Origin of the sequence: Hydrogenophaga sp. A37 (genome assembly GCF_002001205.1) — a bacterium.
Lineage (GTDB): Bacteria > Pseudomonadota > Gammaproteobacteria > Burkholderiales > Burkholderiaceae_C > Hydrogenophaga.
Window position 1 is genome coordinate 1 of sequence record NZ_MUNZ01000059.1, and the last position, 20,627, is coordinate 20,627.

A 20,627-nucleotide genomic window follows, 5' to 3' on the forward strand; every position below is an offset into this window, starting at 1 on the left:
GGGAAGACTGGATCAATGTCCTGCCAACAGGTGCCGACGACGCCGGCGTTTAACCCCTATCCCCGATCAGTTCAGGTGGGGGAGTTTGAGGTGGCCATAGACGGGGGAATTTGACTGGCCATCAGGGCGGCAGGCGAAAGCCTGGTGGCCGCGCAACTCGTTCCAGGCGCCCAGCGCAAGCCCTGAAGGCACGCCCGGGGCGCCGGGTAAAATCGCGATTTTGCTCTTGAATCAGCAGCGTTCGCCGGCACATTCTGTGTAGCCGCTGTGCCGCTCAGGCTGGTAGGGGATTAACGAGTTTTTTGCCTGCCCGGATGTTTGTCTGGGGGTGGGCTGCACCTATGGCCACAAACATTCTCACCAAAATATTTGGTAGCCGCAATGACCGGTTGCTCAAGACCTACCGCAAAACGGTGGAGCACATCAATGGCCTGGAACCCCAGTTCGAAAAGTTCACCGATGAGGAATTGAAGGCGCAGACGGAGACCTTCAAACGCCGTGTCACTGAAGGGGCTTCTCTGGAGTCCATCCTTCCAGAGGCCTTTGCCGTGGTGCGTGAGGCCAGCAAGCGCGTGATGAAAATGCGTCACTTTGACGTGCAATTGGTGGGGGGACTGGCGCTGCACCACGGCAAGGTGGCAGAGATGCGAACTGGTGAGGGCAAGACCCTGACCGCCACTTTGCCCGTTTATCTCAACGCGTTGACCGGCAAAGGCGTGCATGTCGTGACGGTGAACGACTACCTGGCCAGTCGCGATGCACAGTGGATGGGTCGGCTCTACAACTTCCTGGGACTTACGGTGGGTATCAACCTGCCGCAAGCCCCGCGTGAAGACAAGCAGGCCGCGTACCGCTCGGACATTACTTACGGGACCAACAACGAGTACGGCTTCGACTACCTCCGTGACAACATGGTGTACGAGGCGGCAGACCGCGTACAGCGCAGCCTGAATTACGCGATTGTTGACGAAGTGGACTCCATCCTGATCGACGAGGCTCGCACGCCGCTGATCATCAGTGGTCAGGCCGAAGACCAGACGCCTGTCTACAACGCCATCAAACAGCTGATCCCCTATTTGACCCGTCAGGAGGGCGAAGCCGATCCTCGCACGGGAGAGGGCGTCATCAAGCCTGGCGACTTCACCGTCGACGAGAAGGCGCATTCCATCCACATGACGGAGCAGGGTCACGAGAACGCCGAGCGCCTGCTCAGCCAGGCCGGCTTGCTGCCCGAAGGCGCCTCGCTGTACGACCCCGCCAACATTGCACTGATGCATCACCTGGTGACCTCGCTCAAGGCCCACCATCTTTATCACCGTGACCAGCACTATGTGAACCAGGGTGGCGAGATCGTCATCGTTGACGAGTTCACAGGGCGTCTCATGTCGGGTCGACGCTGGAGCGATGGCTTGCACCAGGCGGTGGAAGCCAAGGAAGGTGTTGCTATCCAGCCAGAAAACCAGACGATGGCGTCGATCACGTTCCAGAACTACTTCCGCCTTTACAGCAAGCTTTCCGGTATGACCGGCACCGCCGACACCGAAGCCTACGAATTTCAGGAAATCTACGGTCTGGAGACGGTGGTGATCCCGCCCAATCGGATCAGCAAGCGCACCGATCAGCTCGACCGCGTGTACAAGACGACCAAAGAGAAGTACGTTGCCGCAATCCAGGACATCCGCGAGTGTCACGAGCGTGGCCAGCCTGTGCTGGTGGGGACCTCTTCGATTGAAAATTCGGAAATCATTGCCGAATTGCTGGTGGCCGAGAAGCTGCCTCACGAAGTTCTGAACGCCAAACAGCACGCCCGCGAGGCCGACATCATCGTGCAGGCGGGTCGTCCTGGTGCGATCACGATCGCCACCAACATGGCGGGGCGCGGTACCGACATCGTGCTGGGAGGTAACCTGGAAAAGATGAGCGCGGCCATCGAGTCCGACGAGTCACTGGATGACTCGACCAAGGCGTCGCGCATCGATGCCCTTCGTCAGCAGTGGCAGCAGGACCACGACAAGGTGAAGTCGCTGGGGGGTCTTCGCATCATTGCCACGGAACGCCACGAGAGTCGCCGCATCGACAACCAGCTGCGCGGCCGTTCGGGTCGCCAGGGTGACCCGGGGTCGTCTCGCTTTTACCTGAGCCTTGACGATTCGCTGATGCGCATCTTTGCTGGCGACAAGGTGCGGGCCATCATGGACCGCTTGAAGATGCCCGAGGGCGAAGCCATTGAGGCCGGCATCGTCACGCGCAGCATTGAAAGCGCTCAGCGCAAGGTGGAAGCGCGCAACTTCGACATCCGCAAACAACTGCTGGAGTACGACGATGTGTCGAACGACCAGCGCAAGGTCATTTATCAGCAACGCAACGACATTCTCGATGCGCAAAGTTTGCGTGCGCAGATCGACTCGCTGCGTGAAGGCTGCTTCACCGATATGGTTCACCAGTTCGTGCCTGAGGGCAGCGTGGAAGAGCAATGGGATCTGCCGGGGCTGGAGCGGGTGCTGCGCGAGGAGTGGGCGGTGGACGTCCCTGTGGCTTCATGGGTGTCGGATGCGGAGTCCATGGATGCTGATGAGGTGGTGGCGCGTGTGCTGGCCGCGTCGAAGCAGGTGTTCGATGACAAGGTGGCCCAGGTGGGCGACGAGAACTTCACTCGGTTCGAGCGCATGGTGCTGCTGCAGACCATTGACAGCCAGTGGCGCGATCACCTGTCAGCGTTGGACTATCTGCGCCAGGGCATTCACCTGCGCGGCTACGCCCAGAAACAGCCCAAGCAGGAATACAAACGTGAAGCTTTCCAGTTGTTTGGGCAGTTGCTGGACAGCGTGAAGAACGATGTCACGCGGGTGTTGGTGAATGTGCGAGTTCAGTCAGCCGAACAGATCTCCGAGGCGGCCGAGCAAATGGAAGCCCGGGGCGAACAGATCGCCAACGTGACCTACACCGCCCCCACCGAAACCGGTGAGGTGGAAAGCAGCACCGAGCCGAGTACTGTTGTGGCAGACGTGCAGCGCGTGGGTCGCAACGATCCCTGTCCCTGCGGTAGCGGGAAGAAGTACAAGCATTGCCACGGCGCGCTGACATGAGCGTAGCGCCGGGCCGTTCCCAAGCCTGCTCGCACCGCAGCCCGCAGGGCAAAGGTACTCCAGTGAGCGCTGTGCGGCCGGCATCGTTTGGCGACCGCCTGTGGTCTGGCGAAGCCAGTTCAACGGTGTTCTGGAACCACTTCGCCGCGCTCGACGCGATTCATCTGACAGGAACCCTTTGACATGGCTGTGAATTACACCGCACCCCAAGCCTCGAACCTTCTGCCTGTCGCTGGCGTGCGCATTGGTGTGGCCGAGGCAGGCATCCGCAAAGTCAACCGCAAAGACCTCACGGTGTTTTTGTTGGACGAAGGCAGCGTGGTGGGTGCTGTGTTCACCCAGAACCGCTACGCGGCCGCACCGGTGCAAGTGTGCCGCGAACACCTGTCCGCAGGGCAAGGCATCCGTGCCATGGTGATCAACACAGGGAACGCCAATGCGGGCACGGGTGAGTCAGGCCTCAGTCACGCGCGCCTGACGGCCCATGCACTCGCCTTGGCCTTGGGCGTCAAACACGAACAGGTGCTGCCATTTTCCACCGGTGTCATTATGGAACCCCTGCCGGTGGACCGTCTGATTGCAGGTTTGCCGGCGGCTCTTGCCGACGCTGCAAGCGCCCAGGGTGCCTCGGGTGCTCAATGGCTCAAGGCGGCCGAAGGCATCATGACCACCGACACCTTGCCCAAGGCCATCAGCCGCCGTGTGAGCGTGGGCGGCAAAACCGTGTCCATGAGCGGCATCGCCAAGGGCGCGGGCATGATTCGGCCCAACATGGCAACCATGCTGGGCTACGTGGCCACCGATGCAGCCGTCTCGCCGGCGATCATGAACACGCTGGCCAAGCGCCTGGCCGATGTGTCCTTCAACCGCGTGACCGTGGATGGGGACACGTCCACCAACGATTCCTTTGTCGTTGTTGCCACGGGCAAAGCCGGCAATGCCCCGGTGACTGATCTGGACGGCCCCGATGGCCAGGCGCTGCTGCTGGCACTGACGGAAGTGGCTCAGTTCCTCGCACACGCCATCGTGCGCGATGGCGAAGGGGCCACCAAGTTCATCACGGTGCGTGTCGAAGGGGGGCAGAACAGCGAGGAGTGCCTCAAGGCCGCCTATGCCGTGGCCCACTCTCCGCTCGTGAAGACGGCTTTCTTTGCGAGTGACCCGAACCTTGGCCGCATCCTGGCGGCTGTGGGGTATGCGGGCATCACCGATCTGGACGCGACGAAGATCGAGCTGCATCTGGGTGATGTGCACGTGGTCCGACAAGGCGGTCGCCACCCCGACTATCGCGAAGAACAAGGTCAGCGCGTGATGAAAGCGGCTGAGATTCTGGTGCGCATCGGGCTCGGACGTGGCGACGTTACCGAGACGGTCTGGACCTGCGATTTCAGCCACGACTACGTGACGATCAACGCCGACTACCGGTCTTGAGCCCAGGCTTGCGGGCTTGTTTCTCTGGACGCTGCAGATGAACGAACATTTTGAACGGCTCATTCAGCGGGTTGAACAGCTGATTGACCGCATCGAGTCGGTGCTGCCCCAGCCGCTGGGTGCGCCTGACTGGTCGGCGTCAGTCGCTTATCGCTACCGCAAGCGCAGCAGCGGGCATGGCGCGTTGGAGCCGGTTCGGCAAGTGGCTCAGATGCAGCTGTCTGATCTGCAAGAAATCGACGGCCAGAAAGAAAAGATCCAGCGCAATACGCTGCAGTTCGTCAGGGGCCTGCCGGCCAATAACGTGTTACTCACCGGTGCCAGGGGCACCGGGAAGTCGTCGCTGGTCAAAGCCTGTTTGCAGGAGTACGCGTCTCAAGGGGTCCGTCTGATCGAGGTCGATAAAGCTGATCTGGTGGATTTGCCCGACATTGTCGATGTGGTGGCCAACCGACCCGAGCGCTTCATCGTGTTTTGTGATGACCTCAGTTTTGAGGACGGAGAGGCGGGCTACAAGGCGCTGAAATCCGTTCTGGATGGCTCGGTGTCTGCTGTTGGTCACAACGTGCTGATCTATGCAACCAGCAACCGCCGCCATTTATTGCCTGAGTACATGAAGGAAAACCTCAGCTACACACACACGCCCGACGGTGAAGTGCACCCGGGCGAAGTGGTGGAAGAAAAGATTTCGCTGTCCGAACGGTTCGGACTGTGGGTCAGCTTTTATCCATTCAGTCAGGACGAATACCTGACCATCGTGAAGCAATGGCTCTCGTCTTTCGACGTTCCTGCTGTTGCCATTGAAGCGGCTCGTCCACAGGCATTGGTCTGGGCCTTGGAGCGTGGCTCGCGCAGCGGTCGTGTGGCCTACCAGTTCGCGCGTGACTATGCTGGATCTCATGGCGCAGGTACCTGAGCGTCTGCGCGGGGGTGAACCCTTGCTGGTGGTGGATGGGGGCGGCGGCGTCCTTGGTGTCGATCACCGCCCCGTGACGGAGGTGGCGGTGGGGGTGCTTATCGACACCGACGGGCGCTTCCTGCTCACTTCACGCCCGGAAGGCAAAGCTTATGCTGGTTACTGGGAATTTCCGGGGGGCAAGCTGGAAGCGGGCGAAACGATTGAGCAAGCGCTCCGGCGCGAACTGCAAGAGGAAATTGGCGTCATGATCGGACCGGCCCACCTTTGGAAGACCTCCATGGTGGACTACCCGCATGCGCTGGTGCGCTTGCACTTCTGCAAAGTGTTCAGTTGGGAGGGTGCATTGCAGATGCACGAAGGCCAGCGCTTTGGCTGGGAGCGGCTTCCCGTGAGTTGCGAACCGGTATTGCCCGGTACGGTGCCTGTGCTGGGGTGGCTCAGCGACGAAATGAAGGGTTGACGAGATCAGCTGCTCTCAAAGCCCGGATCGCTACTGGCCTCTTGTTCTGGCAGCGAAAACCGTTCGCTGGCCCATGCACCCAGATCCAGGTTTTTGCAGCGCTCACCACAAAACGGCCGGTAGGGGTTGGATGGGGCGTAAATGCTCTGACCGCCACAGGCAGGGCAGCGAACCTGTTTCAAAGGAACGTCCGGCGAACTCATCCGAAACCTCAGATGCAAAGCGTCAGTTCGAATGCTGCATCATCCTGCGCCGGGTGAAGACGCTCGTCGTCTCCCTGCCGCAGCAGTCGCACCGACAGCATCAACCGGTTGCCACTGATTTCAGGTATCAAGCCCATCAAGGGGTCAATGGCCAGGCGCAGCAACTGGTAGGTCCGGCCTTGCGGCAGGTTCTGTTGAAACTGCCCGGCAGGTGCCATCACCTTGTGGGGAGAACCCGAGTCCCGCATCATCTTCATCAACAGGGAAATGGCCTCGGCCAAGGGCACCAGAACCTGAACCCAGCGCTGAAGGTCCGCTTGGCGCTGCTGTGCGGGGCGATGTTGCCAATGGAAATACGCGGGCAGATCGAACTCACAGGTGCCACCGGGGATGCCAATGCGACTGCGTATGGACATCAGCCAGTCGTTTTCGGTGAGCGACTGCCCCGTCTTACCGGCCAGCCCGCTGAGTTGGGTGAAGCAGGCATCCAGTTGGCCGATGACCTCGTCCAGCACACGTTCCGAAATTGCCGGGTTGCCCCGATAGCTGTTGAGTTGAAGACGGTGTCGGTCGATATCCTTCAGTACGTCGGACTTCATATCCGCGCGCGCAGCCACATCCATGACTTCAAAGATGGTTTGAATGGCGAAGTGATGATCGAGTGGGGTGGCTCGAGACATCAGTTCGGAGAGCCGTGCAAACAATTGCTCCAGCCGGAGGTAGGTCCGAACGCGTTCGTTGAAGGGGTATTCGTACAGGATCACGGCGGCGGCGGTTCGCGGAGAAGAGCGTCGTTCATTGGAGAGGCATCATAGCCCCAACCGGGAGGCCATTAGCTGCACCTCATGACGAAGGACCTGCAAGTCAGTGTGGTCGTTCCAAAGCACCCAATCAGCTGCTGCCAGCCGATGTTCTCGGGGGCTCTGTTGGCGAATGATGGCTTCAACGGTGGCTCTGTCCCAGCCATTGCGCGCCTGCACACGGCGGATCTGTGTGTCTTCAGCGCAATCAACGACCAGGATGCGGTCCAGCTGACGCCGCCAGTGGGGCGACTCCACCAGCAACGGTATGTCGAAAACCAGGCACGGTGAGCAGACCAATTCCGACTGACGTCGGATTTCCTGCTGAACCAGCGGATGAATGATGGCCTCCAGCGTCTGGCGGGCTTCGGGATGCGCAAAGACATGCTCCCGCATGCGGTTGCGGTCCATGGCGCCCTCAGGTGTCACGAAGTGGGCGCCGAATTGGTGTGTGATGGCAGGCATGGCCAAGCCCTTGACCATCGTGCAGCGGCGGGAGATGTCATCCGCGTCGATCAGCGCAGCTCCCATGCTCTGCAGTTCACGTGCCACGGTGCTTTTACCGCTGCCAATCCCCCCGGTAAGTCCCAAGCGCAGCACTGGATTGCTCCGTCAAAGACCGATCACCGCCAGGATCGATTGGGGACCAAACAAGAGGGACGTCAGGCCCGCCAATGCGAGAAAAGGACCAAAGGGCAGGTACCCACCTTCTCTGAGCTGAGCAAACACCTTCATGCCAATACCGATGGCAGCACCGATCAGCGATGCCATGAGGATGATGGGAATCAGCGCTTGCCATCCAAACCAGGCGCCCAGCGCCGCAAACAGTTTGAAGTCGCCATAGCCCATACCTTCTTTGCCCGTGGCGAGCTTGAAGGCCCAGTACACCAGCCACAGCGACAGGTATCCCCCCACCGCGCCCCACAAGGCATCGGGAAGTGGTGTCTCGGTGACGCGCAGGGCAGCGGCACACAAGCCGGCCCATAACAAGGGCAGTGTGATGTCGTCGGGTAGCAGCGTCGTGTCCCAGTCAATCCACGCCAAAGCAAGGATGGCGGCAGCAAAACCACACCATGCGAGCGCAGTCCCGTCCAGTCCCCAGGTCCAGCCGCACCAGGCAAACAAGGCGCCATTGACAAGTTCAATCAGCGGGTAGCGTGGGCTGATCAGTGCGCGGCAGTTGGAGCACTTGCCCCTCAAAACCATGTAGCTGGCCACCGGAATGTTTTCAAACCAGCGGATTTGATGGCCGCAATGAGGGCAGCGTGATCGAGGCACCATCAAGTTGAAAGGTGGAGCCTTCTTCGCGGGCTCATCCAGCGACGCGGTTCCCTGGAGTTCGGCGCACTCAGCCGCCCACCGCATCTCCATCATCTTGGGCAGACGGTGGACGACCACGTTCAGGAAGCTCCCAACCAACAGCCCAAGCACGCCAAGAATGGACGCATCGAGCAGGCTCGCTGCGTTGATCAAACCACCTGGCCCAACTTGAAGATGGGCAGGTACATCGACACCACAATGCCGCCGATGATGGTGCCCAGAACCACGATGATGATGGGCTCCATCAAACTGGAGAGGCCGGCAACCATGTCATCGACTTCAGCCTCATAAAAATCGGCCGCTTTTCCGAGCATGTGGTCGATAGAGCCCGACTCTTCGCCGATCGCGCACATCTGCAGAACCATCGAAGGGAAGAGATTGGCGTTGCTCATCGCATTGGTGAGACTGGTGCCCGTAGAGACTTCTTGCTGGATTCTTTCGGTTGCCTTCGCATACACCGAGTTCCCGGAGGCCCCACCGACAGAGTCCAGGGCCTCAACCAAGGGCACACCCGCTGCAAACATCGTAGACAGCGTGCGCGTCCACCTGGCGATGACAGATTTTTCCACGAGCGTGCCGAAAATCGGCATTCTCAGCATCACCCGGTCCATGAACATCTGGACCTTTTCATTGCGCCTCCAAGCCTGCATGAAAAAGTAGATGCCACCTCCCAGACCTCCAAAAATGAGCCACCAGTACTCGGTGAAAAACTCACTCATGGCGATCACGAACAATGTGGGGCCCGGCAGATCGGCTCCAAACGAGGTGAACACCTGCTTGAAGGAGGGGATCACAAAAATCATGATCACCGCGACGACAACAAAGGCCACGATGATCACCGCCACTGGGTACATGAGCGCCGACTTGATCTTTGACTTGATCGCTTCGGTTTTCTCCATGTAGACAGCGAGCCTGTCCAGCAGCTCTTCCAGAATACCGGCTGCTTCCCCAGCTTCCACAAGGTTGCAATAGAGACTGTCGAAGTACAGCGGATTTTTTCTGAAAGCCGCACTCAACGAGGTACCTGTTTCCACATCGGACCGAATGTCGTTGAGGAGCTTGGACACGCTGGGATTGGGATTCCCTCTTCCTACAATGTCGAAGGCTTGCAAAAGCGGGACGCCCGCCTTCATCATGGTGGCCAGTTGCCGCGTGAAAATGGCGATGTCCTTGGGCTTGATGCGCTTGCCCGAGCTCATGCGCCGCTTTTTGACCTTCGTCGCCACAATGCCTTGTCTGCGCAGGGCAGCCGACACTTGATTCTCGCCAACAGCACGCGTCTCACCGCGAACCGGTTTGCCGTTGCGGTCCTTGCCTTCCCATTCGAAAACGAAGTCCTTGGTGGTTTTACTTGCTGCGGTTGCCATGTGATCCTCGGGTTCTGGGCCGGATACGGACTTATTCGTTGGTGACGCTGAGCACTTCTTCCAGCGAAGTCATGCCTTGCCTGACCTTGAGAAGGCCCGACTCACGCAAGGACCGGACGCCTTCCCGTGTGGCCTGTTGCGCGATATCAAGCGCGCTGCCGCCTTTAAGAATGATTCTTTGAATCTCTTCCGTGATGGGCATCACCTGATAGATACCGACCCGGCCTTTGTAGCCATTGTTGCAAGCAGAACAGCCAACAGCCTTGTATGGGGTCCACGTGCCATCCAGGTCCTCGGCTTTGAACCCCGCGCCCAGCAAAGCCTTTCGGGGTACATCCAGCGTCGTTTTGCAGTTGGGGCACAGGCGACGAGCCAATCGTTGCGCGGTGATGAGGATCACGCTGGAGGCGATGTTGAACGTGGGAATGCCCATGTTCATCATCCGCGTCAGCGTGGTGGGAGCGTCATTGGTGTGCAATGTCGACAGCACCATGTGACCGGTCTGCGCGGCCTTGATCGAAATGTCGGCGGTTTCCAGATCGCGAATTTCACCCACCATGATCACATCGGGATCCTGGCGCAAGAATGCCTTGAGGGCCGCCGCAAACGTCAGGCCTGCTTTTTCGTTGACGTTGACCTGATTAACCCCAGGCAGGTTGATTTCCGATGGATCTTCCGCCGTTGAGATGTTGATACCCGGTTTGTTCAGCAGGTTCAGGCAGGTATAGAGCGACACGGTCTTCCCGGAACCGGTAGGGCCCGTTACGAGAACCATGCCGTAGGGTCTGGAAATGGCGCTCAGCAACCGCTCCTTCTCTTCCGGCTCATAGCCCAAGGCATCAATGCCCACTTTGGCGCTGCTCGGGTCCAGGATACGGATCACGATCTTCTCGCCAAACAACGTGGGCAGCGTGCTGACACGAAAATCGATCACGCGTTCAGGCCCCACCTTGAGCTTCATGCGTCCATCCTGCGGCACCCGTTTCTCGGAGATGTCCATGCGGGAAATCACCTTGATGCGGGAGGCAAGCTTGTCCTTGATCGCGATGGGCGGAGACGCGATTTCCCTTAGTTCGCCATCGACGCGAAAACGCACCCGGTAGGTGTGTTCGTAGGGCTCAAAATGAAGGTCGGATGCGCGCATGTTGAACGCATCCAGCAGCATCTTGTGGAGAAACTTGACGACCGGCGCGTCATCAACCTCCGACACTGCATTCTTGTCTGGAGCATCTTGCGCATCAATGGGGATGTCGTCGAACTCGAAATCACCGCCGACGATGTTGTCCATCGCTTCATTGGCCGTTGTCGACTGACTCTCTACCAACTTGCTGAGTTTGTCGTATTCGGCAATGACCCAGTCAACGCCCAACTGGGTCGCGAACTTGATCTTCTCTGCCGCCTGCTGGTCTGCTGGGTCCGCTGTCGCGACCATCAAGCGGTTGTTGCGCTTGCTTAGAACAACGATGCGATAGTCGCTGCAGATCTTGGCGTCTAGCAAGCCTTTGGGAAGGCGCGGGAGATCGATTGCGTCAAGATCCAGGAGCGGTGCGGCAAATGCCGTCGACATCGTGTGAGCGAGGTCCGAAGGCGATACCGCTCCAGACCCGGTCAGTTCTGCAATGAAGCTGGTGCGGCCACTCTGGGCTTTCTTGTAGAGATCTTCTGCTGCCTTTTGCCCCAGCTTTCCCGCTGAAACGAGCGCACGACCGAGGCCAGGCAGGGCCACGGCCGGTGTATCTTGGAGTACTGTATCGACAGATGCCATAACTGCGTAATCTATCGTAAATCAACGACTTGGAAGACACAATTCACGCAATCTGTGCCGAAATTGCGCATTCTGGCAAGGCCAGCGTTGTAACGAGGTATCGAAAAGACCTCGGTAAGGAACAGCGACCGTTCGTGAGTACGATCAACTGGTCGGGGTGAGAGGATTCGAACCTCCGGCCTCTACGTCCCGAACGTAGCGCTCTACCTGGCTAAGCTACACCCCGATGGATCACAAGGGCCGCACGGCGCGGCCGCAAGATGCCAAATGGCCTCAGGAGCGGCGCTCCAATAAGCCAGCCGCTAATTGTAGCAAAGCCGAACTGTATTCATTTACGGGAAGATGGCTCGCGGCATCCATGGCGCGCTGCGCTTCTGCGGCTGCGCTGGCTCGCGCAGCATCGAGTGCTCCGGTGTCCCGGATGATGCTGACAATGTCTTCCAAATGGGAGGCATCACCTTCCTCGATCGCGCTTCGAATAAGTGTCTGTTGGCTGGTGTTTGCACTTCGCAAAGCACAAATGATAGGCAAAGTGACCTTACCTTCTCGCAAGTCGTCGCCCAAATTTTTGCCCAGAACATCAGCGCTGCCCTCGTAATCCAGCACATCGTCGATGACTTGAAACGCTGTGCCCAGTGCCTGTCCGTATGTCGCACAGACAGCTTCTGTCTCGCTGTTGGCTCTCGCCAAAATGGGCGCAAGCCTTGCGCTGGCCTCGAACAGCTTCGCGGTCTTGGAGCGTATGACTTTGAGGTAGGAGGCTTCGTTCAGCGATGTGTCATGCATGTTCATGAGTTGTTGCACTTCGCCTTCGGCGATCACGTTGGTGGCGTCGGAGAGCACTTGCATGATGCGCATGTCGTTCACGTCCACCATCATCTGGAATGCGCGTGAGTACAGGAAATCTCCCACCAGGACACTTGGCGCATTGCCGAACCGTTCGTTGGCAGTGGCACGACCCCTTCGCAACGTCGACTCGTCGACCACATCATCGTGCAAGAGCGTTGCCGTGTGAATGAACTCAATCACCGCAGCCAAGGTGTGGCGGTGCGCATGACGGCTGCCGAGGGCGCCGCTAACGAGCAAAAGAAGCGCAGGGCGCAAGCGCTTTCCGCCGGCTGAAATGATGTACTGCGCCACCTCGCGCACCAGAGGGACCTCGGTATTTAGCCTTGCGCCGATGACCAAATCGACGTGTTTCATTTCCTCCTGAATCAGGTCCAGAGGGTGGGCTGTGGATAGTTCGGTGGAGGTCAAAGTGCGCGGTGGCAAAGGCCGTTGGTCGGGTTGTTCGCATGGATTATAGGAACCACCGCTGCACCTCGGGGCTGGCTTCCAATTCCTCTTGCTGCCGCGCGCCCGCATGCACAATTTCCGCAGACTTGAATCAAGTGGCCGGCCATGCTAGAATCGCGAGCTCGGCAGAAATTCGTCTTTCGGGATTCCATTCGTGGAAAATTTTCAAGAGGTTCATATGTACGCGGTCATAAAAACCGGTGGCAAGCAATATCGTGTTGCTGCCGGCGAAAAAATTAAAGTAGAACAGATTGCTGCGGATGTGGGCCAAGAGATCGTGTTTGACCAGGTTCTGGCTGTCGGTAACGGCAGCGAGATCAAGGTGGGCACTCCCTTGGTTTCCGGCGCAACAGTCACGGTCACGGTGTTGGCTCATGGTAGGCACGACAAGGTCAGCATCTTCAAGATGCGCCGTCGCAAGCACTACCAAAAGCGCCAAGGTCACCGTCAAAATTTCACCGAACTGCAGATCTCGTCGATCGCAGCCTGAGGAGTAGGTCAGCATGGCACAGAAAAAAGGCGGCGGCTCAACGCGAAACGGGCGCGATTCCAAGCCCAAGATGCTCGGTGTGAAGGCGTTTGGTGGTGAGCTGGTCAGCGCCGGCTCCATCATCGTGCGCCAACGCGGCACCAAGTTTCACCCTGGTTTGAACGTGGGCGTGGGCAAAGACCACACCCTGTTCGCCACGGCCGATGGTCACGTCAACTTCGCCATCAAGGGCGAGTTGAACCGTCACGTGGTGAGCATCACGCCGGTCTGAGGTCGGTTTGTGTCGTCGCAACGCCTCTGATTCAATGAATCTGGGGTGGTTCAAGCGGCACAGGTGATGTCTTGAAGGTAAAAGGCCCGCCGATGCGGGCCTTTTGTGTTGGTTTTTACAGGTACACAGGTCATGAAATTTGTTGACGAGGCCACGATTGAAGTTGCTGCGGGCGATGGCGGCAACGGCTGCGCCTCGTTCCGGCATGAAAAGTACAAGGAATTTGGCGGACCTGACGGTGGCGATGGTGGTCGCGGTGGGCATGTTTTCGCGGTGGCCGATGCCAGCCTGAACACCTTGGTCGACTTTCGCTACACGCGGCGTTTCGAGGCGGAGCGTGGCGAACACGGCAAGGGCTCGGACATGTTTGGTGTCAAGGGCAACGACATCGTGCTCAAGATGCCGGTGGGCACCATCATTGCGGACGCCGAGACCGATGAAGTGCTGTTCGAGTTGTTGCAGCCCGGTGAGCAGATCGTCATTGCCAAGGGCGGCGACGGCGGGTTTGGCAACATGCATTACAAGAGTTCGACCAATCGGGCGCCCAGGCAAAAGACACCGGGCTGGTCGGGTGAAAAACGCTCGCTCAAACTTGAACTCAAGGTGCTGGCCGATGTGGGGTTGCTGGGCATGCCCAACGCGGGCAAGTCCACGCTGATCGCCGCCATTTCCAACGCCCGACCAAAGATCGCCGACTACCCGTTCACCACCCTCTACCCGAACCTGGGTGTGGTGCGTGTGGCGCCTGAAAAGAGCTTTGTGGTGGCCGATGTGCCAGGTCTGATCGAGGGCGCCTCCGAGGGTGCAGGACTGGGTCATCAGTTCTTGCGGCACCTGCAGCGCACCCGGGTGTTGTTGCACATGCTCGATGTGGCGCCGTTTGATGAAGGTGTTGATCCTGTGGTGCAGGCCAAGGCCATCGTGTCCGAGCTCAAGAAGTTCGATGCCAAGCTGGTTGAAAAACCGCGCTGGTTGGTGCTCAACAAGCTGGACATGGTTCCTGCAGAAGGGCGTGAGGCGCTGGTGAAGGACATCGTCAAACGGCTCAAGTACAAAGGGCCCGTTTTCGAGATTTCAGCGCTGACCCGTGAGGGTTGCGAGCGGCTGGTGCAGGCGGTGTACGAGTACCTTGCACGGGAGTTCCAGTCGCACCAGGCGCCCGTCGATGTGGATCCCCGCTTTGTGGATGATCCGCGCGGTATCTGAGCCACGGTCTTTTTTGTCTGATTCATCTGAAAAGCCAAACACCCCATGGCCGATGTTGCTGCGAATGTGAACGAACGGGTTGAAGTGTCCAGTGTGTTGAAGACCGCGCGCCGCATTGTGGTCAAAGTGGGCTCCAGCCTTGTGACCAACGAGGGTCGGGGGCTGGACGAGCAGGCCATCGGGCAGTGGAGTGAAGAACTGGCCTTGCTGGTCAAGCAGGGCCGTGAGTTGATCATGGTCAGCAGCGGTGCCGTGGCCGAGGGTATGAAGCGTCTGGGATGGACCACACGACCGAAAGAAATCAACGAGCTGCAAGCCGCCGCGGCCGTGGGCCAGATGGGCTTGGTGCAGATGTATGAAACCAAGCTGCGCGAATGTGGCGTGGGCAGCGCGCAGGTGCTGCTGACCCACGCCGACCTTGCCGACCGCGAGCGCTACCTCAACGCCCGGTCCACCCTGTTGACCTTGTTGCAACTGGGCGTGGTGCCCGTCATCAATGAGAACGACACCGTCGTCAACGACGAAATCAAGTTCGGTGACAACGACACCCTGGGCGCGTTGGTGGCCAACTTGGTGGAGGCCGACGCACTGGTGATCCTGACCGATCAAAAAGGTCTGTACACGGCCGATCCGCGCCGAGATCCTTCTGCCACTTTCGTGCATCTGGCCCGTGCGGGCGACCCACAGCTCGAAACCATGGCCGGTGGTGCTGGCTCCGGGATCGGCAAGGGCGGCATGATCACCAAAATCCTGGCTGCCAAGCGCGCTGCCGGATCGGGCGCGTCGACCGTCATCGCTTGGGGGCGTGAGCCGCGCGTGTTGCAGCGCTTGTGCGAGGGCGAGGCCATCGGTACCTGTCTCGTGGCGCAGACCGGAAAGAACCAGGCGCGCAAGCAGTGGATGGCCGACCACCTTCAGATGCGCGGCGCGGTGGTGGTGGATGATGGCGCGGTGGACAAGATCACCGGGGAGGGCAAAAGTCTGCTGCCGATCGGTATGACCGAAGTCACCGGCGATTTCTCACGCGGCGACGTGATTGCGGTGCGGGACGCGCGGGGTGCTGAAATCGCCCGTGGGCTGGCCAACTACGCCAGCTCCGAGGCGCGTCTGATTTGCCGCAGATCTTCAGGTGACTTCGAACGCCTGCTGGGTTATGCGGCCGAACCGGAAATGATCCACCGCGACAACCTGGTGCTGTCGCGGTCTTGAGAGCCTACCCTTTTCAGGAGGGTTTGGGGCCGTTGCTCCGCAAGTCAAACTGGGGATCTGGATCAAACATGGCGCCGGGTGGCAACTCCATGCCGGGCGGACTCTGGGCCATGAAGGGCATCAGGTCGTTGGCATCTTCTGGTGAGCGCGGGCGGCCCGCACCGCGCAAATAGCGGTTCCGGTGCTCGTTCTTGGGCAAATACCGCGCGAGCTCGGTCAGCGCCATTTCGTACACGCCCCGCTTGAATTCCACGACCACGTCCAGTGGCACCCAGTAGTCGTGCCAGCGCCAGGCGTCGAACTCGGGATGGCTGGTGGCGCGCAGGTTCAAGTTCCAGTCTTGTGCGACCAGTCGCAGCAAATACCAGATCTGTTTCTGACCTTTGTAATGCCCGCGTGCATCGCGGCGGATGAAGCGGTCCGGCACTTCATAGCGCAACCAGTCCCGCGTGCGGGCAACGATGTTCACGTGTTCGGGCATGAGGCCCACTTCTTCGTGCAGCTCGCGGAACATGGCCTGCTCGGGGGTTTCGCCCCGGTCTATGCCACCTTGCGGAAACTGCCAGGAGTGGGATCGGATCCTCTTGCCCCAAAACACCTGGTTTCTCTGGTTGAGCAGAATGATGCCGACATTGGGCCTGAAGCCTTCTCTGTCAAGCATAATCAACCCCAAATTTTTTGAACTGTCTGGATTATGCATCGCCCCTCGCGGCTTGCGAAGCGATGCTCTCCCGTTGCGATGCAATGACGGGTTTATCCCGATGTCTTGATGACATCGAAGACGTCTTCCAGGCCTTGTGCCTCCCATTGTCCAGACCCACGCAGCCGCCTGTGGCGGCCCTCGCCCATGAAAGCCTCGCAGTTTTTTATCTCCACCCTCAAAGAAGCGCCGGCCGATGCAGAAGTGGTCAGCCATCAGCTCATGACCCGCGCAGGCCTGATCAAGAAGCTGGGCGCCGGCATCTACAACTACATGCCGATGGGATTGCGGGTGATCCAGAAGGTGGAGAAGATTGTCCGCGAGGAAATGAACCGGGCCGGTGCGGTGGAGCTGGCCATGCCGGTGGTTCAGCCCGCGGAGTACTGGCAAGAGACGGGGCGTTTCGACAAGATGGGCCCTGAGTTGCTTCGCATCAAGGACCGCCATGGTCGCGACTTCATCGTGCAGCCCACGAGCGAGGAAGTGGTCACCGATATCGCTCGCCAGGAGTTGCGCAGCCACAAACAGCTGCCGAAAAATTTCTACCAGATCCAGACCAAGTTTCGCGACGAGCGCCGTCCGCGTTTTGGCCTGATGCGCGGGCGGGAATTCATCATGAAGGACGCCTACAGCTTCGATCGCGACGAAGCGGCCGCCAAGACGAGCTACCAGGTGATGGCTGCCACCTACCGCCGCATCTTCGACCGATTTGGTTTGCGCTACCGTGCGGTGGCGGCCGACAGTGGCGCCATCGGAGGTGACTTGAGCGAAGAGTTCCAGGTGATCGCGGCCACGGGTGAAGACGCCATCGTCTACTGCCCGGCCAGCGACTACGCGGCCAACATGGAAAAAGCCGAGGCGCTGGCGCCCACCGGCCCGCGCGCTGTGGCGTCGAACGCCATGGCCAAGACGCCGACACCGGGCAAGAGCACCTGCGCCGATGTGGCGGAGTTCCTGGGTGTGCCGCTGGCCACCACGGTGAAGTCGCTGGTGCTGGCCACCGACGAGCTCAACGAGGCAGGCGAAATCGCGCGGAGCCAGGTCTGGCTGCTGCTGCTGCGCGGTGACCACGGCATGAACGAGGTCAAGGTCAACAAGCTGCCGGGCCTGAGCGCCGGCTTCCGCTTTGCCACCCTGTCTGAAATCGATGCTCACTTCGGCTGCAAGCCCGGGTACCTCGGCCCCATTGGTCTGAAGCTGCCGGTGAAGGTGGTGGTGGACCGGGAGGCGGCCGTGCTGGCCGACTGGATCTGTGGCGCCAATGAGCCGGACTTCCACATGACGGGTGTCAACTGGGGGCGTGACCTGCCCGAGCCCGAATTCGTGGCTGATATCCGCAACGTGGTCGAAGGCGACGCCTCGCCCGACGGCCAAGGCGTGCTCGCCATCGAGCGCGGCATCGAGGTGGGCCATGTGTTCTACCTGGGCACCAAGTACAGCAAGGCCATGAACGCCACCTTTCTTGCCGACGACGGCAAGCCCCGGCACTTCGAGATGGGCTGTTACGGCATTGGCATCACGCGCCTGCCGGCGGCGGCCATCGAGCAGAACCACGATGAGCGCGGCATCATCTGGCCCGACGCCATCGCGCCTTTCACCGTGGTGGTGTGCCCCGTGGGTGCTGATCGCAGCGAGGCGGTGAAGGCCGCCGCTGACGATCTCTACCAAGGTCTTCTGGCTGCGGGCATCGACGTGATCATTGACGACCGCGGCGAGCGCCCGGGCGCCATGTTTGCCGACTGGGAACTGATCGGCGTGCCGCACCGCGTGACCATTGGTGATCGCGGTCTCAAAGAGGGCATGCTCGAGTACCAGCACCGCCGCGATGCGGCAGCAACGAAGGTGCCGGTGGCCGAGGCGATGGCCTTCATGCGAGACCGTCTGGGCGTGTGAGCTTGCAGCCCTTTGATGTGGTGATGGATGCCGAAGCGTCCGGGACCAGCCGCCGTCTCTGGCTGCTGCGCGGCGCGGCCCTCGGTGCGGCCGGCTGGCTGACCGCTGGCCCGGCCCAGGCCGGCCGCCAGGCAGAAGAGCCGCTGGCCGATTCGGTTCGCTCGGCACTCAGCTCGGCCATTGCCAACAGCGCGCCGCCGGTGCCCGAGTTCTTCGACATCAATCAGCGCCTCGCCTATCTGCGCTGGCTGGGCACCATGAGTGAGCGCCTGAAGAAAAAGAAGCCCGATTTCCAGACCCGCATCGAGTTCCTGCAGACCGTCTGGTACGAGTCGCGCCGCGCCGGCCTGGACACCACCATGGTGATGGGTTTGATCCAGGTTGAGAGCGCGTTCCGCAAGTTCGCCATTTCACGCGTGGGCGCTCGCGGCTACATGCAGATCATGCCGTTTTGGTCGCGCGTGATCGGCGACGGCGACCCGACGCGGTTGTTCCACATGCAGACCAACATCCGCTTCGGCTGCGTGATCCTGCGCCACTATCTGGACCGCGAGCGGGGCAACACCCATCTGGCGCTGGGTCGCTACAACGGCAGCCGGGGGCAACCGCAGTATCCGAACGCCGTGTATGCAGCGGCGAAGAACTGGGTTCACCAAGACGCTTGAGTCTCAGCTCATTGCAGGAATCCGATCCGCGCCTTGCCTGAGCCCGTCTTCGGAAGGTCATCGGCCTCCACGCAGTAGCGGTTGTCCAGTCGCGCATTGCCGAATGCGGTGACCAGCGCGCGGCGCATCTCGCGCGGGGCCATGATGGCGAGCTGGTCCAGCACGTCGCTGGAGGGTTCGGGATCGAATCGTTGTCCCCAGTCGTGTTCACCGAGGATGCCGCGGTACAGGTGGGCCGCGATCTTGCGAGCCGCTTCGGGCGAGGGCGTCGCGATTTCGAACACGTTCATGCGATTGCGGATCGGCGCGGGAATGGTGCGTTCGTCGTTGGCGGTGGTAATCCAGATCACCTGACTCGCATCGATGGGCACCTCGGCGAACTCGTCCACGAAGTTCTGTGCCGTGTCGTGCTCCAGCAGACTGTACAGCGCGCCCAGCGGGTCGTACTGCGCGTCGGCGCTGGCCTTGTCAATTTCGTCCACCACGATCACGGGGTTGGCGTACTGGCCATCGACCAGCGCCTCGAACACCTTGCCAGGCTTGGCGCCTTTCCACTGGGATGAGGAGCCCGAGAGCAACCAGCCGGCCGTCATGGAACTCATGGGTACCAAGCTCATGCTGGTACCCAGCAGGTCGGCGATCTGTTTGGCGAAGTGGGTTTTGCCCACGCCGGGCGGGCCGAGCAGCAGGATGGGCGTGACCTCCAGGCCATCGTGGCTGTCCTGGCTCAGGGCAACGTGGCGCTTCACGTCGTCCAGCACCTCACCAAAATTGGGCAGCAGGTCGTAGAGCGGTGCCATGTCGGGCACACCTGAGGGCTTGACGGCGAAGCGTTGCGAACCGCGTTCCAGCATGCGCTGCCATGTGTTGCGCAGGCCTTCGTATTCGCGTTCGTTGCCGCTGGCCTGCAGGTGGGCGAGCTTGCGCTCGACCTCGCTGGCACTGAACACGCTGCGCATCTGGGCGATGGGCAGTCCGAGGGAGGGTGAAGCGACCAGGCTGCGTGAGCTCATGCGGTTCTCCTTGAAGGGTTCGGCAACGCTTTCATTCAAGCACAAGACATGCCTGGCCTCAATGCGGAATGAACCCTTGAAAGACCGCGCATTCTTTTGAATCGGCCCGGGCCGTGTGAAATGCCTCAGCCCGTGAGCCGTCCAGAAACAACAAAGCCGCCCGAAGGCGGCTGTCGCTAGGTGAAGGCGGTGTCAGGCTTGGCCGTTGATGACTTTTTGCAGTTCACCCGACTCGTACATCTCCATCATGATGTCGGAGCCGCCAATGAACTCGCCCTTGACATAGAGCTGCGGGATGGTGGGCCAGCTGCTGTAGGTCTTGATGCCCTGGCGGATGCCTTCGTCTTCCAGCACGTTGACGGTTTTCACCGTTTTGGGATCGACGCCGCAGGCTTTGATGATCTGGATCGCGCGGCCAGAGAAGCCGCACATCGGAAAGCTGGCGTTGCCCTTCATGAAGAGCACGATGTCATTGGATTTGACCAGTTGGTCGATTTGGGTCTGGGCGTCGCTCATGGCAAAAAACTCCTGAT

At 60.0% G+C, this 20,627-nt stretch carries 20 protein-coding genes and 1 tRNA gene; 10 read left to right on the forward strand and 11 right to left on the reverse strand.

All coding sequences use genetic code 11. The features are described 5' to 3' along the window. Positions 1-341: 341 nt before the first annotated feature. The 4 genes from secA (at position 342) to B0E41_RS02875 (ending at position 5,896) form a co-directional block, all read left to right on the forward strand. Positions 342-3,086, forward strand: a complete 2,745-nt coding sequence (gene secA, locus B0E41_RS02860) for a preprotein translocase subunit SecA (RefSeq protein WP_077328628.1) — start codon at positions 342-344, stop codon at positions 3,084-3,086. 183 nt (positions 3,087-3,269) lie between these two features. Further along, positions 3,270-4,517, forward strand: a complete 1,248-nt coding sequence (gene argJ, locus B0E41_RS02865) for a bifunctional glutamate N-acetyltransferase/amino-acid acetyltransferase ArgJ (protein ID WP_077328630.1) — start codon at positions 3,270-3,272, stop codon at positions 4,515-4,517. Positions 4,518-4,554: 37 nt separating this feature from the next. Next, on the forward strand, positions 4,555-5,433 hold the full coding sequence (locus B0E41_RS02870; protein WP_077328697.1) for an ATP-binding protein: 879 nt from the start codon (positions 4,555-4,557) through the stop codon (positions 5,431-5,433). After that, on the forward strand, positions 5,405-5,896 hold the full coding sequence (locus B0E41_RS02875) for an NUDIX domain-containing protein (RefSeq protein ID WP_363350135.1): 492 nt from the start codon (positions 5,405-5,407) through the stop codon (positions 5,894-5,896). The genes B0E41_RS02870 and B0E41_RS02875 overlap by 29 nt, the downstream gene beginning before the upstream one ends. Positions 5,897-5,901: 5 nt before the next feature. Here the strand turns inward: B0E41_RS02875 and B0E41_RS02880 are convergent, their stop codons facing one another. From B0E41_RS02880 to B0E41_RS02915, 8 genes are all read right to left on the reverse strand, one after another. Beyond that, the gene (locus B0E41_RS02880) at positions 5,902-6,099 is read right to left on the reverse strand and encodes a DNA gyrase inhibitor YacG (RefSeq protein ID WP_077328632.1); all 198 of its coding nucleotides are present in this window, start codon (positions 6,097-6,099) and stop codon (positions 5,902-5,904) included. Positions 6,100-6,107: 8 nt separating this feature from the next. Continuing rightward, complete coding sequence (zapD, locus tag B0E41_RS02885) at positions 6,108-6,863, reverse strand: cell division protein ZapD (protein WP_077328634.1); 756 nt, start codon at positions 6,861-6,863, stop codon at positions 6,108-6,110. Between the two features lie 45 nt (positions 6,864-6,908). After that, entirely contained in the window at positions 6,909-7,499 is a 591-nt protein-coding gene (gene coaE / locus B0E41_RS02890) for a dephospho-CoA kinase (RefSeq protein ID WP_077328637.1), read from the reverse strand. 12 nt (positions 7,500-7,511) lie between these two features. Further along, positions 7,512-8,369: an A24 family peptidase gene (locus B0E41_RS02895; RefSeq protein ID WP_143433633.1), complete on the reverse strand. Its 858-nt coding sequence runs from the start codon at positions 8,367-8,369 to the stop codon at positions 7,512-7,514. Continuing rightward, positions 8,369-9,586 carry a type II secretion system F family protein gene (locus tag B0E41_RS02900; RefSeq protein ID WP_077328639.1) on the reverse strand — a complete coding sequence of 406 codons (1,218 nt, stop codon included), beginning with the start codon at positions 9,584-9,586 and terminating at the stop codon, positions 8,369-8,371. Before B0E41_RS02900 ends, B0E41_RS02895 begins: the two co-directional genes overlap by 1 nt. Before the next feature lie 31 nt (positions 9,587-9,617). Next, entirely contained in the window at positions 9,618-11,351 is a 1,734-nt protein-coding gene (gene pilB, locus B0E41_RS02905; protein WP_077328641.1) for a type IV-A pilus assembly ATPase PilB, read from the reverse strand. Between the two features lie 149 nt (positions 11,352-11,500). Next, positions 11,501-11,577 (reverse strand) — tRNA-Pro (locus B0E41_RS02910). A 47-nt stretch (positions 11,578-11,624) separates the two neighbouring features. Beyond that, entirely contained in the window at positions 11,625-12,554 is a 930-nt protein-coding gene (locus B0E41_RS02915; protein WP_253194576.1) for a polyprenyl synthetase family protein, read from the reverse strand. Between the two features lie 271 nt (positions 12,555-12,825). On the opposite strand from B0E41_RS02915, the gene rplU reads away from it, so the two are divergent. From rplU to proB, 4 genes are all read left to right on the forward strand, one after another. Then, entirely contained in the window at positions 12,826-13,137 is a 312-nt protein-coding gene (gene rplU, locus B0E41_RS02920; RefSeq protein ID WP_077328645.1) for a 50S ribosomal protein L21, read from the forward strand. A gap of 13 nt (positions 13,138-13,150) precedes the next feature. After that, entirely contained in the window at positions 13,151-13,408 is a 258-nt protein-coding gene (rpmA, locus tag B0E41_RS02925; protein ID WP_077328647.1) for a 50S ribosomal protein L27, read from the forward strand. A gap of 132 nt (positions 13,409-13,540) precedes the next feature. Then, the gene (gene cgtA / locus B0E41_RS02930) at positions 13,541-14,614 is read left to right on the forward strand and encodes an Obg family GTPase CgtA (RefSeq protein WP_077328650.1); all 1,074 of its coding nucleotides are present in this window, start codon (positions 13,541-13,543) and stop codon (positions 14,612-14,614) included. Between the two features lie 45 nt (positions 14,615-14,659). Then, a complete protein-coding gene (gene proB, locus B0E41_RS02935; RefSeq protein ID WP_077328652.1) occupies positions 14,660-15,823 on the forward strand; it encodes a glutamate 5-kinase in 1,164 nt (387 codons plus the stop codon). 13 nt (positions 15,824-15,836) lie between these two features. On the opposite strand, the gene B0E41_RS02940 is transcribed toward proB, so the two are convergent. Beyond that, the gene (locus B0E41_RS02940; RefSeq protein ID WP_077328654.1) at positions 15,837-16,484 is read right to left on the reverse strand and encodes an RNA pyrophosphohydrolase; all 648 of its coding nucleotides are present in this window, start codon (positions 16,482-16,484) and stop codon (positions 15,837-15,839) included. A 186-nt stretch (positions 16,485-16,670) separates the two neighbouring features. On the opposite strand from B0E41_RS02940, the gene B0E41_RS02945 reads away from it, so the two are divergent. Beyond that, complete coding sequence (locus B0E41_RS02945; RefSeq protein ID WP_077328656.1) at positions 16,671-18,416, forward strand: proline--tRNA ligase; 1,746 nt, start codon at positions 16,671-16,673, stop codon at positions 18,414-18,416. A gap of 23 nt (positions 18,417-18,439) precedes the next feature. Next, positions 18,440-19,081 carry a lytic transglycosylase domain-containing protein gene (locus B0E41_RS02950; RefSeq protein ID WP_077328701.1) on the forward strand — a complete coding sequence of 214 codons (642 nt, stop codon included), beginning with the start codon at positions 18,440-18,442 and terminating at the stop codon, positions 19,079-19,081. 8 nt (positions 19,082-19,089) lie between these two features. Here B0E41_RS02950 and B0E41_RS02955 read toward each other — a convergent pair whose 3' ends face one another. Next, positions 19,090-20,094, reverse strand: coding sequence for an AAA family ATPase (locus B0E41_RS02955; protein WP_077328703.1), 1,005 nt, complete (start codon positions 20,092-20,094; stop codon positions 19,090-19,092). Between the two features lie 192 nt (positions 20,095-20,286). After that, positions 20,287-20,610, reverse strand: coding sequence for a Grx4 family monothiol glutaredoxin (gene grxD, locus B0E41_RS02960; RefSeq protein ID WP_077328659.1), 324 nt, complete (start codon positions 20,608-20,610; stop codon positions 20,287-20,289). Positions 20,611-20,627 lie beyond the last annotated feature (17 nt).